13 protein-coding genes are annotated in these 17,000 nt (G+C 46.5%); 6 read left to right on the top strand and 7 right to left on the bottom strand.

The genetic code is table 11. From position 1 onward, the window contains the following. Positions 1 to 4 precede the first annotated feature (4 nt). The 5 genes from ABD960_RS11175 to ABD960_RS11155 are packed head-to-tail and all read left to right on the top strand — an operon-like array spanning position 5 to position 9,465. Positions 5 to 1,912, top strand: coding sequence for a RagB/SusD family nutrient uptake outer membrane protein (locus ABD960_RS11175; protein ID WP_345331238.1), 1,908 nt, complete (start codon positions 5 to 7; stop codon positions 1,910 to 1,912). A gap of 35 nt (positions 1,913 to 1,947) precedes the next feature. Next, positions 1,948 to 4,974, top strand: coding sequence for a SusC/RagA family TonB-linked outer membrane protein (locus ABD960_RS11170; protein WP_345331237.1), 3,027 nt, complete (start codon positions 1,948 to 1,950; stop codon positions 4,972 to 4,974). A gap of 21 nt (positions 4,975 to 4,995) precedes the next feature. Continuing rightward, positions 4,996 to 6,756: a RagB/SusD family nutrient uptake outer membrane protein gene (locus ABD960_RS11165; RefSeq protein WP_345331236.1), complete on the top strand. Its 1,761-nt coding sequence runs from the start codon at positions 4,996 to 4,998 to the stop codon at positions 6,754 to 6,756. 27 nt (positions 6,757 to 6,783) lie between these two features. Beyond that, a complete protein-coding gene (locus ABD960_RS11160; protein WP_345331235.1) occupies positions 6,784 to 7,758 on the top strand; it encodes a DUF5627 domain-containing protein in 975 nt (324 codons plus the stop codon). A gap of 24 nt (positions 7,759 to 7,782) precedes the next feature. After that, positions 7,783 to 9,465 carry an endo-1,4-beta-xylanase gene (locus tag ABD960_RS11155; protein WP_345331234.1) on the top strand — a complete coding sequence of 561 codons (1,683 nt, stop codon included), beginning with the start codon at positions 7,783 to 7,785 and terminating at the stop codon, positions 9,463 to 9,465. 69 nt (positions 9,466 to 9,534) lie between these two features. Here the strand turns inward: ABD960_RS11155 and ABD960_RS11150 are convergent, their stop codons facing one another. The 4 genes from ABD960_RS11150 to ABD960_RS11135 form a co-directional block, all read right to left on the bottom strand. After that, on the bottom strand, positions 9,535 to 9,882 hold the full coding sequence (locus tag ABD960_RS11150; RefSeq protein WP_345331233.1) for a nuclear transport factor 2 family protein: 348 nt from the start codon (positions 9,880 to 9,882) through the stop codon (positions 9,535 to 9,537). 33 nt (positions 9,883 to 9,915) lie between these two features. Next, complete coding sequence (locus ABD960_RS11145) at positions 9,916 to 10,833, bottom strand: helix-turn-helix domain-containing protein (protein WP_345331232.1); 918 nt, start codon at positions 10,831 to 10,833, stop codon at positions 9,916 to 9,918. Between the two features lie 81 nt (positions 10,834 to 10,914). Next, complete coding sequence (locus ABD960_RS11140) at positions 10,915 to 11,685, bottom strand: SDR family NAD(P)-dependent oxidoreductase (protein WP_345331231.1); 771 nt, start codon at positions 11,683 to 11,685, stop codon at positions 10,915 to 10,917. 135 nt (positions 11,686 to 11,820) lie between these two features. Next, positions 11,821 to 12,870, bottom strand: coding sequence for a helix-turn-helix transcriptional regulator (locus ABD960_RS11135; RefSeq protein ID WP_345331230.1), 1,050 nt, complete (start codon positions 12,868 to 12,870; stop codon positions 11,821 to 11,823). A 113-nt stretch (positions 12,871 to 12,983) separates the two neighbouring features. Here ABD960_RS11135 and ABD960_RS11130 point away from each other — a divergent pair, with 113 nt between their 5' ends. After that, the gene (locus tag ABD960_RS11130) at positions 12,984 to 13,808 is read left to right on the top strand and encodes a hypothetical protein (RefSeq protein WP_345331229.1); all 825 of its coding nucleotides are present in this window, start codon (positions 12,984 to 12,986) and stop codon (positions 13,806 to 13,808) included. A 121-nt stretch (positions 13,809 to 13,929) separates the two neighbouring features. Here ABD960_RS11130 and ABD960_RS11125 read toward each other — a convergent pair whose 3' ends face one another. Genes ABD960_RS11125 through kduI form a run of 3 tightly spaced genes read right to left on the bottom strand, consistent with a single transcriptional unit; the run spans position 13,930 to position 16,998 of the window. After that, positions 13,930 to 15,315 carry an MFS transporter gene (locus tag ABD960_RS11125; protein WP_345331228.1) on the bottom strand — a complete coding sequence of 462 codons (1,386 nt, stop codon included), beginning with the start codon at positions 15,313 to 15,315 and terminating at the stop codon, positions 13,930 to 13,932. A 51-nt stretch (positions 15,316 to 15,366) separates the two neighbouring features. Next, a complete protein-coding gene (locus ABD960_RS11120) occupies positions 15,367 to 16,149 on the bottom strand; it encodes a gluconate 5-dehydrogenase (RefSeq protein ID WP_345331227.1) in 783 nt (260 codons plus the stop codon). A 12-nt stretch (positions 16,150 to 16,161) separates the two neighbouring features. Then, positions 16,162 to 16,998, bottom strand: a complete 837-nt coding sequence (gene kduI / locus ABD960_RS11115) for a 5-dehydro-4-deoxy-D-glucuronate isomerase (RefSeq protein WP_345331226.1) — start codon at positions 16,996 to 16,998, stop codon at positions 16,162 to 16,164. Positions 16,999 to 17,000 lie beyond the last annotated feature (2 nt).

Genomic DNA, 17,000 nt, shown 5'->3' with positions numbered 1-17,000 from the left:
CGTTATGAAAAGAAATATAAAAATAATCGTTTTGTCGGGCATGATTTCGCTTGTCAGCGGAACGTTTTCCTGCAAAAAATATTTAGACAAAAGTCCGGAGTCTATCGTATCAGAAAAAACGGCCTTTAAGGATTTTACCAATTTTCAGGGGTATACAGAAGAATTATACAATTGCATACCCGATTTTACCAACCGTTACTGGACAAACAGCTGGAACTGGGGCGATGATGAGATACAATCATCCGCACTCAACTTTCATTTTGTGAACAAGATTGATAACGGCGATTTCTGGGGCTGGCAACGCGAGTTTGACGGCTGGGGAGCCGGCTGGATGGACGTGAATAACGCTAATACTAATGACGACCGCTTTACCAAGGGCCTGTGGCCGCTGGCATGGTACGGCATCCGCAAGGCTAACCTGGGTTTAGAGAACATGAACCTGCTTACCAACGCCACTGATGAGGAGCGCAACCTGATAAAGGGTCAGTTATTATTCTTCAGGGGATGGTTTCACTTTCAGCTGATGCAGTATTTTGGTGGTTTACCTTACATTGATAAGGTATTACCTGCCGACCAGGACCTGCGCTCGCCACGGTTAAAATACCAGGAATGTGCGGAAAAAGCCGCGGCTGACTTTAGGGAGGCTGCCGATTTGCTGCCGCTTAACTGGGATAATACCGGACCGGGTGGCCGTACGCCGGGTAAAAACCAGCTGCGTATTGATAAAACAATGGCCTTGGGTTATCTGGGCAAAAATTACCTGTGGGCAGGTAGTCCGCTCATGAACTATGAGTCGACAGGCAGCCGCACCTACAACGTGGAACTTTGTAAAAAAGCAGCGGCGGCCTTTGCCGAACTGCTTAAGCTTAGCGAGAGCGGCCAAACCCCTTATAAGCTGTTGCCGTTTGACCGTTATTACACCAACTTCTACACCTTCGGCCAAAACTGGCAAATGCCGGGAGGCGGTGGTTCTGATGGGTTAGAAGCCATTTTCAGGGGACCATACTGGGATGCGCATGGCTCAACCTATGGTACCGCTAAGCAATATACACCGGGGCCAACTATTGAAGAAGGCAACGTGGTGTTCGCGCCAACGGCTAACTACATTAATAATTATGGCATGAAGAACGGGCTGCCGATAACCAATTCGGCACAGGCCGATGCCGAGTCGGGGTACGATCCGCAATACCCTTGGCGTAACCGCGATCCGCGTTTTTATAATGACATTGTGTTTGACGGGATCAAACTGGTTAAAGGCTCACTGCCGTCAACCGTTCCGGAGTTTAACCGTTACGCCAACCTGTTCACCGGCGGCAGCAGCCGTGATGAACGTGTGGGCAGCCGTACCGGTTACCTGCTATACAAATTCACGCCTATAACTTCTAATAAGTTTGATCAAGGGTACGCTTACGGGCAAAATCTCAACATCAAGGTACCGTACATGCGCCTGGCCGATATATACCTGATGTACGCGGAAGCGGTTACCGCGGGGTATAGCTCGCCTTCGGCTAAAGATCCGTCATACGCCAAATCAGCTGTTGATGCTATCAATGTAATTCGCGACAGGGCAGGTGTAGGGCATGTCGCCGCCAGGTTTTTAGGCTCGGCAGATGAGTTTATGAAGGAGGTGAGGCGCGAACGCGCGGTAGAACTATCGTTTGAGGGGCACCGCTTTACTGACCTGCGCCGCTGGCTGCAACTTATTGAGCTGCCATACACGCTAAAAACCGCTATTGAGTTTGATCGTGCCGCTCCGCTTGATCCATCTAAGGATCCGAAGGATAGCCGGGTGGTTAATTTTCGCGAGCGTACTATACTTCAGCGTCCTTTTAGCGAGAAACATTACTGGCTGCCGCTTAAGCGCGCGGATGTAAGTATGTATGCGGAGTTTAAACAGAACCCGGGTTGGTAGCGCACTGATCTACACATTATTAAACACATTTAACAATGAAGTATTCAAAAATAGGAATGGTATTGTATGTTCTGTTAGCGCTGATAACCAGTGTTGTACAGGCGCAGGATGCCGCCAATATAAAAATAAATGCGGTTGTGCGCGGGCAACGCAACGAGCCCGTAAAAGGCGCCAGGATAAACAGCCAGAACAATATTATCAATCTGACGACTAATGACGCGGGCGAGTTCTCGGCAGATATTCCGCCGCTGACATTGCTCAATATTACAGCGCAGGGTTTTAAGCCATTGTCAGTAATAGCTACCGATACCTTAAAGACCATCGTACTATCAGAAGAGGAGCAATTGGTGCAGGTGGCATTTCAAAAGGTGTCAAACAAAGATCTGCTGGGGGGCGTGGCCAACGTCGATTTTAAATCGGTTTTCGAAAAAAACTTTTCGATATACGGCCTTGAAGGCATGGAAGCGCAGGCCGCAGGTTTTAACGGCAATATATGGGGCATGAACAGTTACCTCGTGCTGATTGACGGCGTTCCGCGCGAAGTGGATAACGTGATGCCATCGGAGATTGATGAGGTAACGTTCTTAAAAAGCGCATCGGCAGTAGCCTTATACGGTAGCAGGGGAGCCAAAGGCGTTTTGCTGATAACCACCAAACGCGGCGGCAACAGCGAGCAGAAAATTAACGTGCGTGCCAACGCGGGCATAAACGTACCCAAGAGCTACCCCCAATATTTAGGCTCGGCAGAGTACATGACTTTGTATAACGAGGCCAGGGTAAATGACGGGCTAGGTGTTTTATATACCGATGAGACCATTTACAACCATGCATCCGGCATAAACCCGTATCGTTATCCTAATGTTGATTTTTATTCATCGGAGTATTTAAAAAGCAGTTTTGCAAGGTATGACCTAACGACTGAAATCTCTGGCGGTAACGAGCGTGCGCGTTATTACACCAACGTGGGCTTTTGGTCAACCGGTTCGCTGCTTGATTTTGGTATGGCAAAAAACACCTCTAACGACCGTTTTAACGTGCGTGGTAATGTTGATGTTAAGCTGAACAGTATACTAAAGGCCACTGTTGATGCAAGCGCAGTGTTTTACAGCGGGCAGGGTGTTAACACCGATTATTGGGCAAGTGCGGCAACTATACGCCCTTACCGCTTTACGCCGCTTATTCCGCTAAGTTTTATTGAACCGGGCGATGAGGCCACGCAAATTATTGCCGCGGGCAGCGCTAACATTATTGATGGTAAGTATTTACTGGGCGGTACGCAGCTGGATCAAACCAACCCTTTCGCGGCTATTTACGCGGGTGGTAAAAATAAGTTTGTAAGCCGCCAGTTTCAGTTCACTACAGGTATTGAGGCTGATCTGAAAGGCATCGTGAAAGGGTTGACCTTTAACGCCAATATGGGTGTTGATTATCTAAACCGCTATAACCAGGGGTATAATAATGGTTATGCCATTTACCAGCCTAACTGGGCGTCGTATAACGGTAAGGATGTTATCGGCTCGCTAACCATGTTTGGCACCGACACCAGGTCGGGCATCGAAAACATATCCGACAGCTGGTTCCGTCAAACGCTTTCCTTATCGGCGCAGTTAAACTACCGTACCTCTATCAAGGAGAAGCATAACATCTCGGCCGTATTGTTAGCTGCCGCTTACCGTCAGTCACAATCAGAGGTGTATCAAAACACCACCAACTCAAACACAGGTTTGCAGCTGAGCTATAATTTCAAGCAAAAGTATTATGCTGATTTTACCGGGGCGATGGTTTATTCGCCAAAGTTTTTGGGTGATAAAGCTTACGGTTTTTCGCCTACCGTTTCACTCGGATGGCGCTTAAGCGAGGAAGACTTCCTGAAAAATTCCACCGTTATCAACAACCTGAAATTAACCGCTTCGGCAGGTATACTGGTAACTGACCTTGATGTTGCTGATTACTACCTGTACGAAAGTATTTATACGCAGCGTGAAGGCTCGTACTATAGCTGGAACGACGGTACGCTTGCACAAACCACAGACTCGCGCAGGGGCAGTAACCCTAACCTGACTTTTGCCAAGCGTAAAGAAATTTCAGTTGGACTTGAAGGCGCTTTTTTTGGCAACAAGCTGATGCTCGCCACAAACTTATTCCGCAATGAGCTGGTAGATATGGCTATCCAAAGTACCTCGCTGTTCCCGAGCTATTTCTCGGTTTTCAACTCATCATTCATACCTTATGTGAACTTCAACGGCGATCAGCGTACCGGTTTTGACCTCGACCTGCGCCTTAATCAGCGCACCGGCGATGTTAACTGGACGATAGGTACCATTGCTACTTATTACAAAACCAAGGCAACCAAGCGCGCTGAGTTCTATACCGATGCGTATCAGAACCGCCAGGGTAGGCCGCTTGATGCGATATGGGGACTGCAAAGCGATGGCTTTTATGCCGATGCTGCTGAAGCTACCGCCGCAAATACCGGTAATGGCCTGCCTCAACCCGCTTTTGGCCAGGTAAAAGCAGGAGACATTAAGTATAAGGACATCAACGGTGATGGTATAGTAAACCTGCAGGACGAGGTTGACCTGGGTAAGGGGGGATGGTTTGGTTCACCGCTTACGCTGGGCCTTAATCTTACCGCCCGCTGGAAAAGCTTTACATTCTTCGCCCTGGCTACCGGCCGTTTTGGTGCCAAGGCAATGAAAAACAGCTCATACTTTTGGGTTGACGGGCAGGACAAATACTCGGAGGTAGTACGCGGACGCTGGACGGAAGAAACCAAAAATACCGCTACTTACCCGCGCCTAACTACGCTTACAAGCGATAACAACTTCCGTAACTCTGATTTCTGGCTGTACAGTACTGATCGTTTTGATTTGACAAAGGTCCAGATTTCATACAATCTGCCTGAGACATTACTTAAAGGCAAGCTTTTAAAAAGTATAGGTATGTATGTTACCGGCTTTAACCTGCTTACTGTTGCCAAAGAGCGTAAACTGATGGAAATGAATATTGGCGCGGCTCCGCAGGTAAGGTTATACAATCTGGGTGTAAAAGCGGGCTTTTAAGGCCATATAATGAAAACTGATATGAAAAGAATTTCAATACTATTAATAACTGTTTTTGCCTTGTGCGGCTGCAAAAAATTTGTAGAGCCTGCCCTGCAAAACAACGGCAAGTTTGAAAATATATATGATGAGCCTTTACTTGCGCATGGTTTGCTGCTTAACGGTTACACCCGTATACCAACAAACGGATGGACGTTTAGCGATGTTGCAACCGATAATGCGGTAACTAACGACTTGAATAGCGGCTTTTCAAAAATAGCCACCGGGCAATGGACGGCCAGTTTTAACCCGCTTGATCAGTGGACTAACTCAAAGGCTGCCATACAGTACCTCAACATGTTTTTGACCGAAGCCGACAAAGTTACTTTTGACGCGCTCGACCCAAAACTCAACCAGATGTTTAAGGACAGGCTGAAAGGTGAAGCATTTGGTTTACGTGCGATGTTTATGTATTATATGTTGCAGGCGCATGGCGGCAAAGCGGGCGGAGAACTTTTGGGTTTCCCGATACTGTTGCAGCCCGAAACTCCATCGTCAGACTTTAACCAGCCGCGCGCTAAGTTTGATGACTGCATGAAGCAGGTTTATGCTGATCTGGAGCAGGCTGAAGAGTTGTTGCCGCTTGATTACCGGGATATCTCATCACCGTCAGACATTCCTGCTAAATACAGTGGCGTTGCTACAGAAATTTACAATCGTGTGTTTGGCAGGCTGTTCAGTCAGCGGTTTACGGCGCGCATTGCAAAGGCCATCCGTGCTAAAGCGGCGCTGATGGCGGCAAGCCCGGCTTTCGCGGAAGGCTCAAGCACCACCTGGGAAAATGCGGCGAACTATGCCGCAGCGGTTATCGACCTTAATGGTGGCGTTAACGGCCTGGCAGCTAACGGGCTTACCTGGTACGCGGGTGGTAGCGGCAACCAGATTGATGGCCTGGGTTCGGGTGCTAACCCGCCCGAAGTAATGTGGCGTACATCCATCGCGCAAAATAGTGATCTGGAGGCCAGTCATTTTCCGCCAACACTATCAGGCAGTGGGCGCTTGAACCCAACCCAAAACCTGGTTGACGCCTTTCCGGCAGCCAATGGTTACCCTATTGATAACACAGCCAGCGGCTATAACGAAGCTACACCATACACAAATCGCGACCCAAGGCTGGCTTTATACATTGTGTTAAATGGCAGCACTGCCGGTCCCGGGTCATCCACCATTTATACCGCCACAGATCGTAATACCAATGATGGGCTTAACAAGGTGGAAACATCAACCCGTACGGGTTATTATATGCGTAAACTGTTAAGGCAGGATGTTAACCGTAGCTCCAGCTCTATCAGTAATCAAAAGCACTATAACCCGCACATACGCTATACCGAAATTTATCTCATTTATGCCGAAGCTGCAAACGAGGCTTGGGGCCCTTTAGCCACCGGCGGACATAGCTATTCTGCTTATGACGTGATCAAAAAGATCCGCCAGCGCGCAGGTGTGGGCCTGAATAATGGCGACGCATATCTCGAATCAATCAAGGGAGATAAAAACGCCATGCGTACGCTGATCAGGAATGAGAGAAGGCTGGAGCTATGTTTTGAAGGTTTCAGGTTTTGGGATTTACGCCGTTGGAATGCCAACCTGAACGAACCGGCCCTGGGCGTAAATATTATGCAAAGCACATACACACCGATAACGGTGGAAAACCGGGCTTATGCAAGCTTTATGAACTATGGACCAGTACCATATAGCGAGATATTGAAGTTTAAAGCGCTTCAGCAAAATAACGGCTGGTAATTAAGTGTAACGATTAAAAAGATAAAAATGAGAAGATTAATTAATATAGGCCTTTTAGCACTGTTTGCGTTTTCGTCGTGCAAGAATGAAAAATGGGACTTTCCGGACTACGGCGTGCAGTCGGTTTACTTTGCGTACCAATACCCGGTACGCACGCTTACCATGGGGGAGGATTTGTTTGATACCTCACTTGATAACGCGCACAAATGCCAAATAATGGCTACAACCGGCGGTGTTTATTCAAACGAAAAAGATATCACCATCAACATCGCGGTGAATAACGATTTAACGCAAGGGTTGAAGTTCAATCCGCCTGACTATAGCGGAGATGTGCAGCCGATGCCTGCCTCTTACTACCGCCTGGCTTCTGACAGGATCATCATCCCGAAAGGTAAAATCGCGGGTGGGGTAGAGGTACAATTTACCGATGCCTATTTTAATGACCCGCAGTCGACCAAGGTTACCTACGTAATACCGATAACCATGACCGGTGTAACTAATGCAGACTCCATATTGCAGGCCAGAAAGTTTACGCTTTATGCCATTAAATATATCAACACCTGGACGGGTAATTACCTGCGTCGGGGGCGCGACGAAATGGAAGGTAAAAACGGAAACACTGATTTAACCAAGACCATTGTAAGGCATAACCAGTATGTTGAGCGCGATGAGGTTAAGGCCCTAAGCACCCGCACGCTTACGCAGGCCGTGTTTCCATTGGTTTACAAGGGCGCCGGCAATGTAGATGTAAGCTGTCCGTTGTTGCTCACTTTTGATAACGAAGGCAATTGCACCGTAGCTGCGGCAGGCAGCGGTTACACCGCGACAGGCAACGGCAAGTTTGTAAAGCGCGGCGAAAGGAACAGCTGGGGCGCGCAGGATCGCGATGCTTTATATCTGAATTATAGGGTAGATCTGACCGATATGCGGGTGGCTACTACCGATACATTGGTAATGCGTGACAGAGGGGTTAAGATGGAGACCTTTAACCCGATTAAATAACAATACTTAGATCAGAAAGATAAAATGAAACAATTGTATAAAGCAACGCTGATCCTGGCCGGTTCAGTAGTTTTAGCATCATGTTCTAAATACGAAGCGCTTGATTATGAAGTAGCAAAGCCTGCTACGATAGCTGACCAGGAACAGATAGACGCTTACGAACCTTTAAAAAGTTACCTGGACAGGCAGGCTAACCCTGCATTTAAATTAGGCGCCGCGGTATCAATGAATGATTATGTGAGCAAAGGCCTGATGTACCGCCTGGTTAACTCCAACTTTGATGAGATAACGTTGGGTTACGAAATGAAACACGGCGCCGTAGTACAGGCAAACGGAGAGCTGGCGCTAACGCCGGTAACTAACTTGGTGAGTATTGCCAAAAATGCAGGCTTAACGGTTTACGGGCACACGTTGGCCTGGCACGCCAACCAAAATGCTACGTACCTAAAAAGTTTAATTGCGCCCGTTATCACATCATCAACCGGGCCGACGTGGGATTTGGTAACCGGTGCCGATTTTGAAACCGACGCCGCGACAAACTACCAGGTGAACGCAAATCTAACCACGAGCTTTACCGCCGCCGGAGAGGGAGCAGGCGGAACCGGTCGTGCGTTTAAAATGACAAACGCCACCGTACGGGCCAATGACTGGGAGGCGCAGTTCTTTTTAAAGTTTTCGCCGGCTGTGGTTGCAGGCGAACAATATGAGCTAAGTATGAAGGTGCGTGCTGATGCCCCTGCTTCATTCAGCACGCAAGCACACGTTACGCCGGGTGCCTATAAACATTGGGATTTTTTTGGTACCATATCGGCCACTACCCAATGGATAACTTACACCAAACAAATTACGGTAACTCAGGACATGGCTACCAGCGGGGCAATTGCCTTTAACTTAGGTAAAACCGCCACTAATTATTACTTTGATGATATCACCCTTAAAAAGTACAACGCTACAGGCGGGCAGGTTAAAGTAGAAAAAACTGCGGAAGAAAAACGTATGCTGATCATCCAGGCAATGGAAACATGGATAAAAGGTATAGTTACCGCTACCAAAGATGACGTAAAGGTGTGGGACGTAGTAAATGAGCCTATGGATGACGGCAAGCCGGATGAATTGAAAACAGGCATTGGCCGAACCACTGCTGCTGACGAATTTTACTGGCAGGATTATATGGGTAAGGATTATGCCGTTAAAGCCTTCCAGTTTGCGAGGCAGTATGGCAATGCTACTGATATTCATTTTATTAATGATTATAACCTGGAGTACAGCCTGGCCAAATGCCGCGGGTTAATAAACTATGTAAAATATATAGAAAGCCAGGGCGCCAAAGTTGATGGCATAGGTACTCAAATGCATATTAACGCTAATGCTGATCGTGAAAAGATTGTAGAAATGTTCACGCTGCTTGCCGCTACCGGCAAACTGATCAAGGTATCAGAATTGGATATGGGTATCGCCGCGGGCGTAAAAACGCCGCAGGCTACAGCTGCAGATTACGCTGCGCAAAAGGAGATGTACACCTTTGTTATTCAAAAGTATTTTGAAATAATACCTAAGGCGCAGCAATATGGCATCACTATATGGAGCCCGCTCGATAGTCCGGCAAGTTCATTCTGGCGGGCAGGTGAGCCGATTGGCTTATGGACTGAGGGCTATGTGCGTAAACCCGCTTACGTTGGCGTAGTTGAAGGGCTCAAAAAGAAGTAATTTAAACCTGATGTATGAGCAAAACGCCTGTTAAAAATTTAACGGGCGTTTTGTTTTTTTTTAAGCATTTCATATCGCGATAACGAATGCTTTTAAGGCAGCCATCTGGCCATCACGAAACTCCCATACATCGCAATACGAGTAGTTAATCAACTGGCCTTTCTCATCCTTCATGCTGATAAGGCCTACCGAGGTTACAAAATCGCCCTCGGCGATTAAATTTTGCACATCGAAGCTGGGCGGTTCCACATAGGCATCCTTCATGTATTCGCGTATTGCGTCTTTGCCTTTAAGCACCTGGTCGCCTACAAATTCCCATACCACGTCGTCTGTACAATAGGTCAAAAAACCTTCGTTATCGCCGGCAGTTACGTAACTGTTGGCCTTTGTTAATGTGGCTTTATTGTCTGATTCCATAGTACTTTAAATAAACTTTACGGTCAAAAAGTTTTAATTAAAGGTTGACCGGAATTCAACAGGCGAAAGCCTGGTCTTCATCTTAAAAAGCCTGCTGAACGATTGCGAATGCTCAAAGCCCATCCGATAAGCAACCTCGCTAATAGTCAGGGTAGTGGTGGTGAGCAACTCTTTCGCTTTTTCTATCAGTTTTTCGTGGATGTGCTGCTGCGCGTTAAGCCCGGTTAGCGAGCGCAGCATGTCGCTTAAATAGTTTGGCGTGTAGTTTAACTGCTCGGCAAGGTATTGTACCGTTGGCACACCTTGGTTTGCCGGGTTATCGACATTAAAATAACCATTAAGCAACTCTTCAAACTGTTGCAGCAGATTGTTAGTAGCCGCCTGCCTGGTTAAAAACTGTCGCTTGTAAAACCGCTTCGCGTAGCTCAACAACAATTCAATCTGCGCTATTACTACCTCCTGACTAAAATCATCGATACGGCTGTCGAGTTCCTCGCGGATGATATTGAAAATTGACGATATGGTTCCCCTTTCCTTTTCAGAGAGGTGCAACGCCTCGTTAGATGCGTAAGTAAAAAACCCATATTGCTTTATTTTAGCCGCAAGCGGATAACCCTGCAAAAAATCGCGGTGGAAAATGAGCGAATACCCCTCGTTGCCTTTGTAAACCGCTGTACTGCCAACCACCTGGTTAGGCGCGGTGAAGACCATGCTTCCTTCGTCAAAATCATAATATCCCTGGCCGTATCTGAATTTACCGCCAAGCTTTTCAATAAACGAGATTTTATAAAGCGTGGTAACGTATGTAACCGGCAGCTTGCTCAGGTTTATTCGTTCATCCCGTGTATCAAGCAAAGAAATCAGCGGGTGAACCGGTCCGGGAATATCGAGCATCCGGTGTATCTCCTTTATAGATTCCAGTTTCAGTATCTTGGGCGACTCAAGTTTCATGATGTAATGATAATAAAAATACGACCGGTAGCTTTTCAGCCGCCGGTCATATTTAAAATGGATTGAGAAATTTGCAATTAATTACCAGGGGAGCTGGCCTTCGGGACCGGTAAAGGTGCCGGTCGGTCCGTCGGTTTCTAAAGCCACACGTATCGGCTCGCGTGAGCCAACTTCCAGGCTGTCTGTTCCCTGAAAATTGTTTAAAGCGGTAGCGGTATAGCCCGGGCTGGTGGCGTTCACCTTGATGTTCTCTTTTTCCAGTTCGAGCGCGAAAGCTACCGTAACGGCGTTAAGCGCGGTTTTAGAGGCGGCGTAAACAATACCAAAATGTTCACGTGCCCAGCAAGCCGGATCAGATATCCAGGTGAGCGAGCCTAATCCGCTGGAAACATTTACAATGCGGGCGGCTTCTGATTTACGCAGCAAGGGCAAAGCCGCCTGGGTTACGGCTATCACGCCAAAAACATTAGTTTCCCAAACGGTACGCACTTCATCGAGCGATACGTTAACCGCTCTTCCGGTACTCATCAGTTCTTCAGGATTTTTGGGTGCTGTCCCGGCATGAGAGATACCTGCGTTATTAACCAGCAAATCCAGCCTGCCGTATGCTGTTTCAATTTGTTTTATAGCGGCGTCAACACTTTGTTGCCGGGTTACGTCCAGTTGTACGGCCTTTGCCTTTTCGCCGATTTTGGCGGCTGCCTTTTCGCCGTTTTCAAGTTTACGCGAACCCACGTAAACAATATAGCCGTTAGCGGCCAAAGCCTTGGCTATTTCGTTACCTACACCCTGGTTAGCACCGGTTACCAGTGCAATAAGCTGTTTGTTTGATGATGCTATTTGATTTTCCATAAGATTAAAAATTTTATGAAAACAAATGTCAGCATACCGGTATATAGCGCTGTAACCAAATCAAGGAGACTTGTAACCAAATTGAAAATTACATCGTAGCGGCTTAAGCTGCTTCTTATCAAAAATATAAACTACCTAATCCATATCATCTTCAATAGAGCTGACTGCCGGTACATTTTCATAACGCGCCAATGCTTTTTTTAGGTTGGATTTAATTTGCTTGACCAATACACGCGGGCCGAGCACCCGTATCCTGTTGCCAAAGCCGAGGAGTTCGCGTTCAAGTTCAAAATTGAGTATTACTTTAATGCTGAATATTTTGCCGCCATCTTTCTCCTTTAGTAGTTTTTGGGTGTGGTGCAGGGGCTTGGTGATCACATACGGAGCGTTGTCATTATCTATCCAGAAAATAACGTCGCAATCGCGCTGTCTGGGCGTTTTGGTTACACCTATTACGTCGTTATAATAAGTAGCCAGGTCAATAAGGTTGTTCTTAACGTAGGCTTCGTTGTGTATTTCAATGGTTTGGATACGGTCAAGCGCAAGGTTTAGCAATGCACCGCCGCGGCCATGGCGCTGGCCAAGTACAAACCAGCGGTTACGGTATTCCTTTAAAAGATATCCGCTAAAGCAAAAGGTATTTGCCGCCCTGGCTTTAAACGACTGATAGGTTATACAAAGTGTTTTTTTGGCCACAATAGCCTTGCGGATAACCTCTATCCATTCCAACCCCTTCAGGTTATCGTTCTTTTCAAAATCAATAACCGGCGGACTATGGGTTTTCTGCGCGTATATTTTATCTTCCAGCTTGCTTACCATTTCATTGAGGTCGCTAAAATGGTTAAAGCCCTTAAACTGCCTGAGCAGGCCGGATACCTCGCTGAGCACCTGCATATCCTGCGAACTGATCGGGCTGTTCGTGATGCTGTAACTTTTGTCGGCATAGGTGTAATACTTTTTATCAGTAACAATAATCGGCGCTTCGTAGCCCAATTTGTTGCTGCGCATCATCTCAATATCAGCCTGTATGGTTCTGCGGCTAACGCCGGTATCAATGCCCTGGTACTCGTAAATAGCATCGCTGCAGGCGTCAATCAAATCGTCGAGCGTCCATTTGCGGTGGCGGTTTTGCAGGCAGTTGTCAATGGTACGGTAACGGATAAGCGCATTACGGTTAACAGGCATGGCAGAATATTTTTATAAATATTGAAAATACTTTTTACTGCGCAAATACACTGCGCAGAAGCATTTTTTATTTGTGTCATTAACAATGGGTTACTATATAATATTGAACTTAAATGCTATCGCCAAAACCTGAAGAATTTGTATTACTGCTTGATGTCTTTCGAGAGGGGCTCATCCTGAATATAATTACAGTCAACGATGTAATATCGTGGGCTGATGATATTATCAGGAATACGGATGAACCTGATTATTTTTTTATCGATGTATCGTTGAGCCGCGATAAAAACAACATGATCGAAATTATAAGTAAGTACACCGCAGAGATAAATAGCCCTATTTGCGTCCGTGTTTTGTTGGGATTATTGTACAGGAAATTTATAAGTGAAAATTCTCCTTCATCAGTTGAAAAAACCGCCAGGCTGCTCGAATCGTTTACAAGTTTTGATTTGCTCACGAGTTTTGAAACCAATTACCTATACCAGTTTGGCGATTTCGACCTGTTTTATTTAAACGATGCAGCACTATTGGAGGTTGAAATCATCAACTTTTTAAAGGAATACGATCCGTTTACGCTGGATAATTATCTTGAGTGGACCAAGATTAACGTTGAGGTTGAAACTGTATTAACGATTAAGGCCACCGAAGTCAATGCTGCCGCCATAAGAAAGCAGTGGGAGGGATATTCAAAAAGTATAATTTCGGAAAACGGCATTTCTGCTGATGCCGTTGCCACTTCAATTGGGGAGCAATGGGAGGAGAATTCAAAAAGTATAACGGCAGAAAACGTTGTTTACGCCATTATACTTTTCCTCACGTTGTTACTTTTAGCGACGTCATCTTATGTATTTAGTGTTGAATGGGGCATGCTTTGGCCAGCGTCCATAGTGTTAGTTGTGTATATAGTAAAGTGGTTTGTTAAACGGTTTATAAAATGGTAAGTAATATCGGAGCGGTTTATTTAAACCTCGAATCATCCGTACAAACGGTTCGTAGCTAATAAAATGCCATAGCTATAGGCTCCTGTCCGCATTTTCAGTTAGGTGGCCGCGCCGATGTACTTTAATCCAATACAACAGGGTTATATTTAGGCACCAATGTTTTTATTACGCTCCACGCTATCAGGTAAGCTACAGCCGAAGCGGTGAAAACAATGGTGTAGCCGGTTTCTATGTGGCCAAGCGCTTTATAATGATCGAATAGGGCTCCGCTGATTTTCGATACCACAACACCACCCAAGCCGCCTGCCATACCGCCCATACCTACTACCGAGCCGATGGCCCTCTTAGGAAACATATCGCTTACCGTTGTAAAAATGTTCGCGCTCCAGGCCTGGTGAGCCGCCGCGCCAATGCCGATGAGTACAATAGGTATCCAGTAGGAGATATGGCCCAATGGCTGTGCTGCCAAAATTGCCAGCGGGAATATTGCGATAACGAGCATTGCCTTAACCCGTCCTTCAAAAACGTTATGCCCTTTTTTAATGAAGTACATCGGTAGCCATCCGCCGGCAACGCTACCGGCCATACTTAGCGTATAAACTGCTGCCAGGGGTATCATAACGCCTTCGCCCACTATATTGTATTGCGCTTTTAGATAGGCCGGCAGCCAGAATAAAAAGAACCAGAATACGCCATCGGTAAGCAGCTTGCCGGATATAAATGCCCAGGTTTGTTTATAACCCAATAGCTTGAACCATGATATCTTACTTTCTAATACGTCGGTTAGCTGTTTTTCGGCTTGTGCAGCGTCTTCCCGGTCATTGGTGATATATACCAGCTCCTCTTTGCTTAGTCGTTTTTGCTTCTCCGGTTTCTCATAAAATACAAGCCAGAATATCAACCATAAAAAACCGAACGCGCCCACCAATATAAATGCCGACTCCCATCCCCAGTTTGCGTATATCCAGGGAATGGTTAGCGGTGCAAGTACAGCGCCAATGTTGGCGCCCGAGTTAAAAATACCTGTTGCGAATGACCGTTCCTTTTTGGGAAAGTATTCTGCCACAGCTTTTATCGCCGCCGGAAAGTTGCCCGCCTCGCCAAAAGCTAGTAGCGTACGGCTTACTATAAAGCCTGCAACTGAAACCGAGAAAATGGATATCCCGGCCAAACCAAGCAATGAATTAAATGCTTCGCCAATCGGGATGGAAAGCGCATGGATCATGGCTGCTACCGACCAGATGACGATTGCCCAACCATAACCCCATTTAGTGTCCAGCCAATCTACTATACGGCCGGCAAACAACATACTAAGTGCGTAAGCAAACTGAAAAACGGCTGTAATATTGGCGTAGTCGCTATTTGTCCAGCCAAACTTTTCCTCCAGATAAGGCTGTAGTAAGCTGAGTACCTGCCGGTCGAGGTAATTGATAGTAGTAGCTACAAATAATAGTGCGCATATCGTCCAGCGGTAGTTACCTGCTGGTTTAATATCTTTTTGGTACATAGGTTTATTGGCGGTTTTGGTTAATTGGTTATGCTTACATGGTAGTATAGCTTATTCGTTAGAAGGTTTTCCTATAGTAGCTAATAATCCGCCATCAACATAAATAATTTGACCGTTTATAAAGTTGCTCGCGTCTGATGCTAAAAAGATCGCCGTTCCGGCCAAATCCTGCGGATTGCCCCAACGACCTGCCGGTGTCCGGCTGATGATAAACTCGTTAAACGGGTTACCATCAACACGTATGGGCGCTGTTTGGCTCGTGGCATAATAGCCGGGGCCAATCCCGTTAACTTGTATGTTGTAGGGTGCCCATTCTGTTGCCAGGTTCTTTGTCAGCATTTTAAGACCACCCTTTGCCGCTGCATAAGCGGTAACATTGGTGCGCCCAAGCTCGCTCATCATGGAGCATATATTAATTATCTTACCGCTGCGGCGGATAATCATACCCTTGGCCACCAACCGGCTCATGATAAAGGCACCCACAAGGTCAACATCTATCACCCGCCTAAAATCTTCTACCGGCATATCAACTGCTAAAACGCGCTTTATAATGCCTGCATTGTTCACAAGTATGTCAATGGCGCCGTGTTCGGCTTCCATTTTGGCCACATGCTCAATAGCTGCAGCTTCATCTGTCACATCAAACACGTAGCCCGATGCTTCAAAACCTTGTGCTTTATAATGAGCCAGTGCATCAGTAAGTTTAGCAGGCGTTGTACTGGTAATAATCAATTTTGCCCCTGCCTGTGCCAGCCCTTCAGCCATAGCCATACCTAAGCCATGTGTGCCGCCGGTTATTACGGCTGTTTTACCTTTTAAGCTAAATAGTTCCATGCAATGCCGTTATTATTTAAGTTCATTAGGCGCTACGCCATCCATATCGCCATAGTCCAGGTTTTCGCCGGCCATGCCCCATATAAAGGAGTAATTGCTGGTGCCGCAACCTGAGTGTATACTCCACTCCGGACTAATTACCGCCTGTTGGTTCTGCATAAAAATATGGCGGGTTTCCTGCGGTTGCCCCATAAAATGGCTTACGGTTTGCCCCTCAGCCAGGTCAAAATAAAAGTAGGCTTCCATGCGGCGGGTGTGGGTGTGCGATGGCATGGTATTCCAAACATTGCCCTCGTGCAGTTCGGTCAGCCCCATCTGTAGTTGGCAGGTTTTTACTATACTGTTTACTATAAGCTTATTTAAGGTGCGGCGGTTAGCTGTTTTTTGCTCACCCAATTCAATAATTTCTGCGTTATCCCTGTTTACTTTTTGGGTGGGATAGGCATGGTGTGCCGGTGCCGAGTTGATATAAAAATAAGGTTGCTCATCACCAGGGCGCTCGAATATTACTTCTTTTACACCACGGCCTATATACAGTGCTTCTTTTTTTGATAGTTCATAAGCTGTACCATCTACCTTTACCACGCCTTTGCCACCAACGTTAATGATGCCCAACTCTCTGCGTTCCAAAAAGTAATCGGCCTTAAGTTCGTCAATGGTTTCAAGAGCAACGGCTTTGGTAACCGGAAAAGCGCCGCCAACTATATACCTGTCATACATGGTGTAAACCAGGTGTATGGTATCATCTTCAAAAAGGGTGGGAATCAAAAAATGTTCGCGCAGTTCTTCGGTTGTATATGCTTTTGCATCTTCCGGGTGATGCGCGTATCTGAATTCTGATTTAGTCATTA

The sequence above is a fragment of the Mucilaginibacter defluvii genome, assembly GCF_039543225.1.
GTDB lineage: Bacteria > Bacteroidota > Bacteroidia > Sphingobacteriales > Sphingobacteriaceae > Mucilaginibacter > Mucilaginibacter defluvii.
Note: the sequence above shows the minus strand (reverse complement) of the source record. Positions and strands in the feature narration are given on the sequence as shown.

Coding starts and splice junctions, on each gene's coding strand:
- ABD960_RS11175 (WP_345331238.1), top strand. CDS start 5: ATGAAAAGAAATATAAAAATAATCGTTTTGTCGGGCATGATTTCGCTT.
- ABD960_RS11170 (WP_345331237.1), top strand. CDS start 1,948: ATGAAGTATTCAAAAATAGGAATGGTATTGTATGTTCTGTTAGCGCTG.
- ABD960_RS11165 (WP_345331236.1), top strand. CDS start 4,996: ATGAAAAGAATTTCAATACTATTAATAACTGTTTTTGCCTTGTGCGGC.
- ABD960_RS11160 (WP_345331235.1), top strand. CDS start 6,784: ATGAGAAGATTAATTAATATAGGCCTTTTAGCACTGTTTGCGTTTTCG.
- ABD960_RS11155 (WP_345331234.1), top strand. CDS start 7,783: ATGAAACAATTGTATAAAGCAACGCTGATCCTGGCCGGTTCAGTAGTT.
- ABD960_RS11150 (WP_345331233.1), bottom strand. CDS start 9,882: ATGGAATCAGACAATAAAGCCACATTAACAAAGGCCAACAGTTACGTA.
- ABD960_RS11145 (WP_345331232.1), bottom strand. CDS start 10,833: ATGAAACTTGAGTCGCCCAAGATACTGAAACTGGAATCTATAAAGGAG.
- ABD960_RS11140 (WP_345331231.1), bottom strand. CDS start 11,685: ATGGAAAATCAAATAGCATCATCAAACAAACAGCTTATTGCACTGGTA.
- ABD960_RS11135 (WP_345331230.1), bottom strand. CDS start 12,870: ATGCCTGTTAACCGTAATGCGCTTATCCGTTACCGTACCATTGACAAC.
- ABD960_RS11130 (WP_345331229.1), top strand. CDS start 12,984: ATGCTATCGCCAAAACCTGAAGAATTTGTATTACTGCTTGATGTCTTT.
- ABD960_RS11125 (WP_345331228.1), bottom strand. CDS start 15,315: ATGTACCAAAAAGATATTAAACCAGCAGGTAACTACCGCTGGACGATA.
- ABD960_RS11120 (WP_345331227.1), bottom strand. CDS start 16,149: ATGGAACTATTTAGCTTAAAAGGTAAAACAGCCGTAATAACCGGCGGC.
- kduI (WP_345331226.1), bottom strand. CDS start 16,998: ATGACTAAATCAGAATTCAGATACGCGCATCACCCGGAAGATGCAAAA.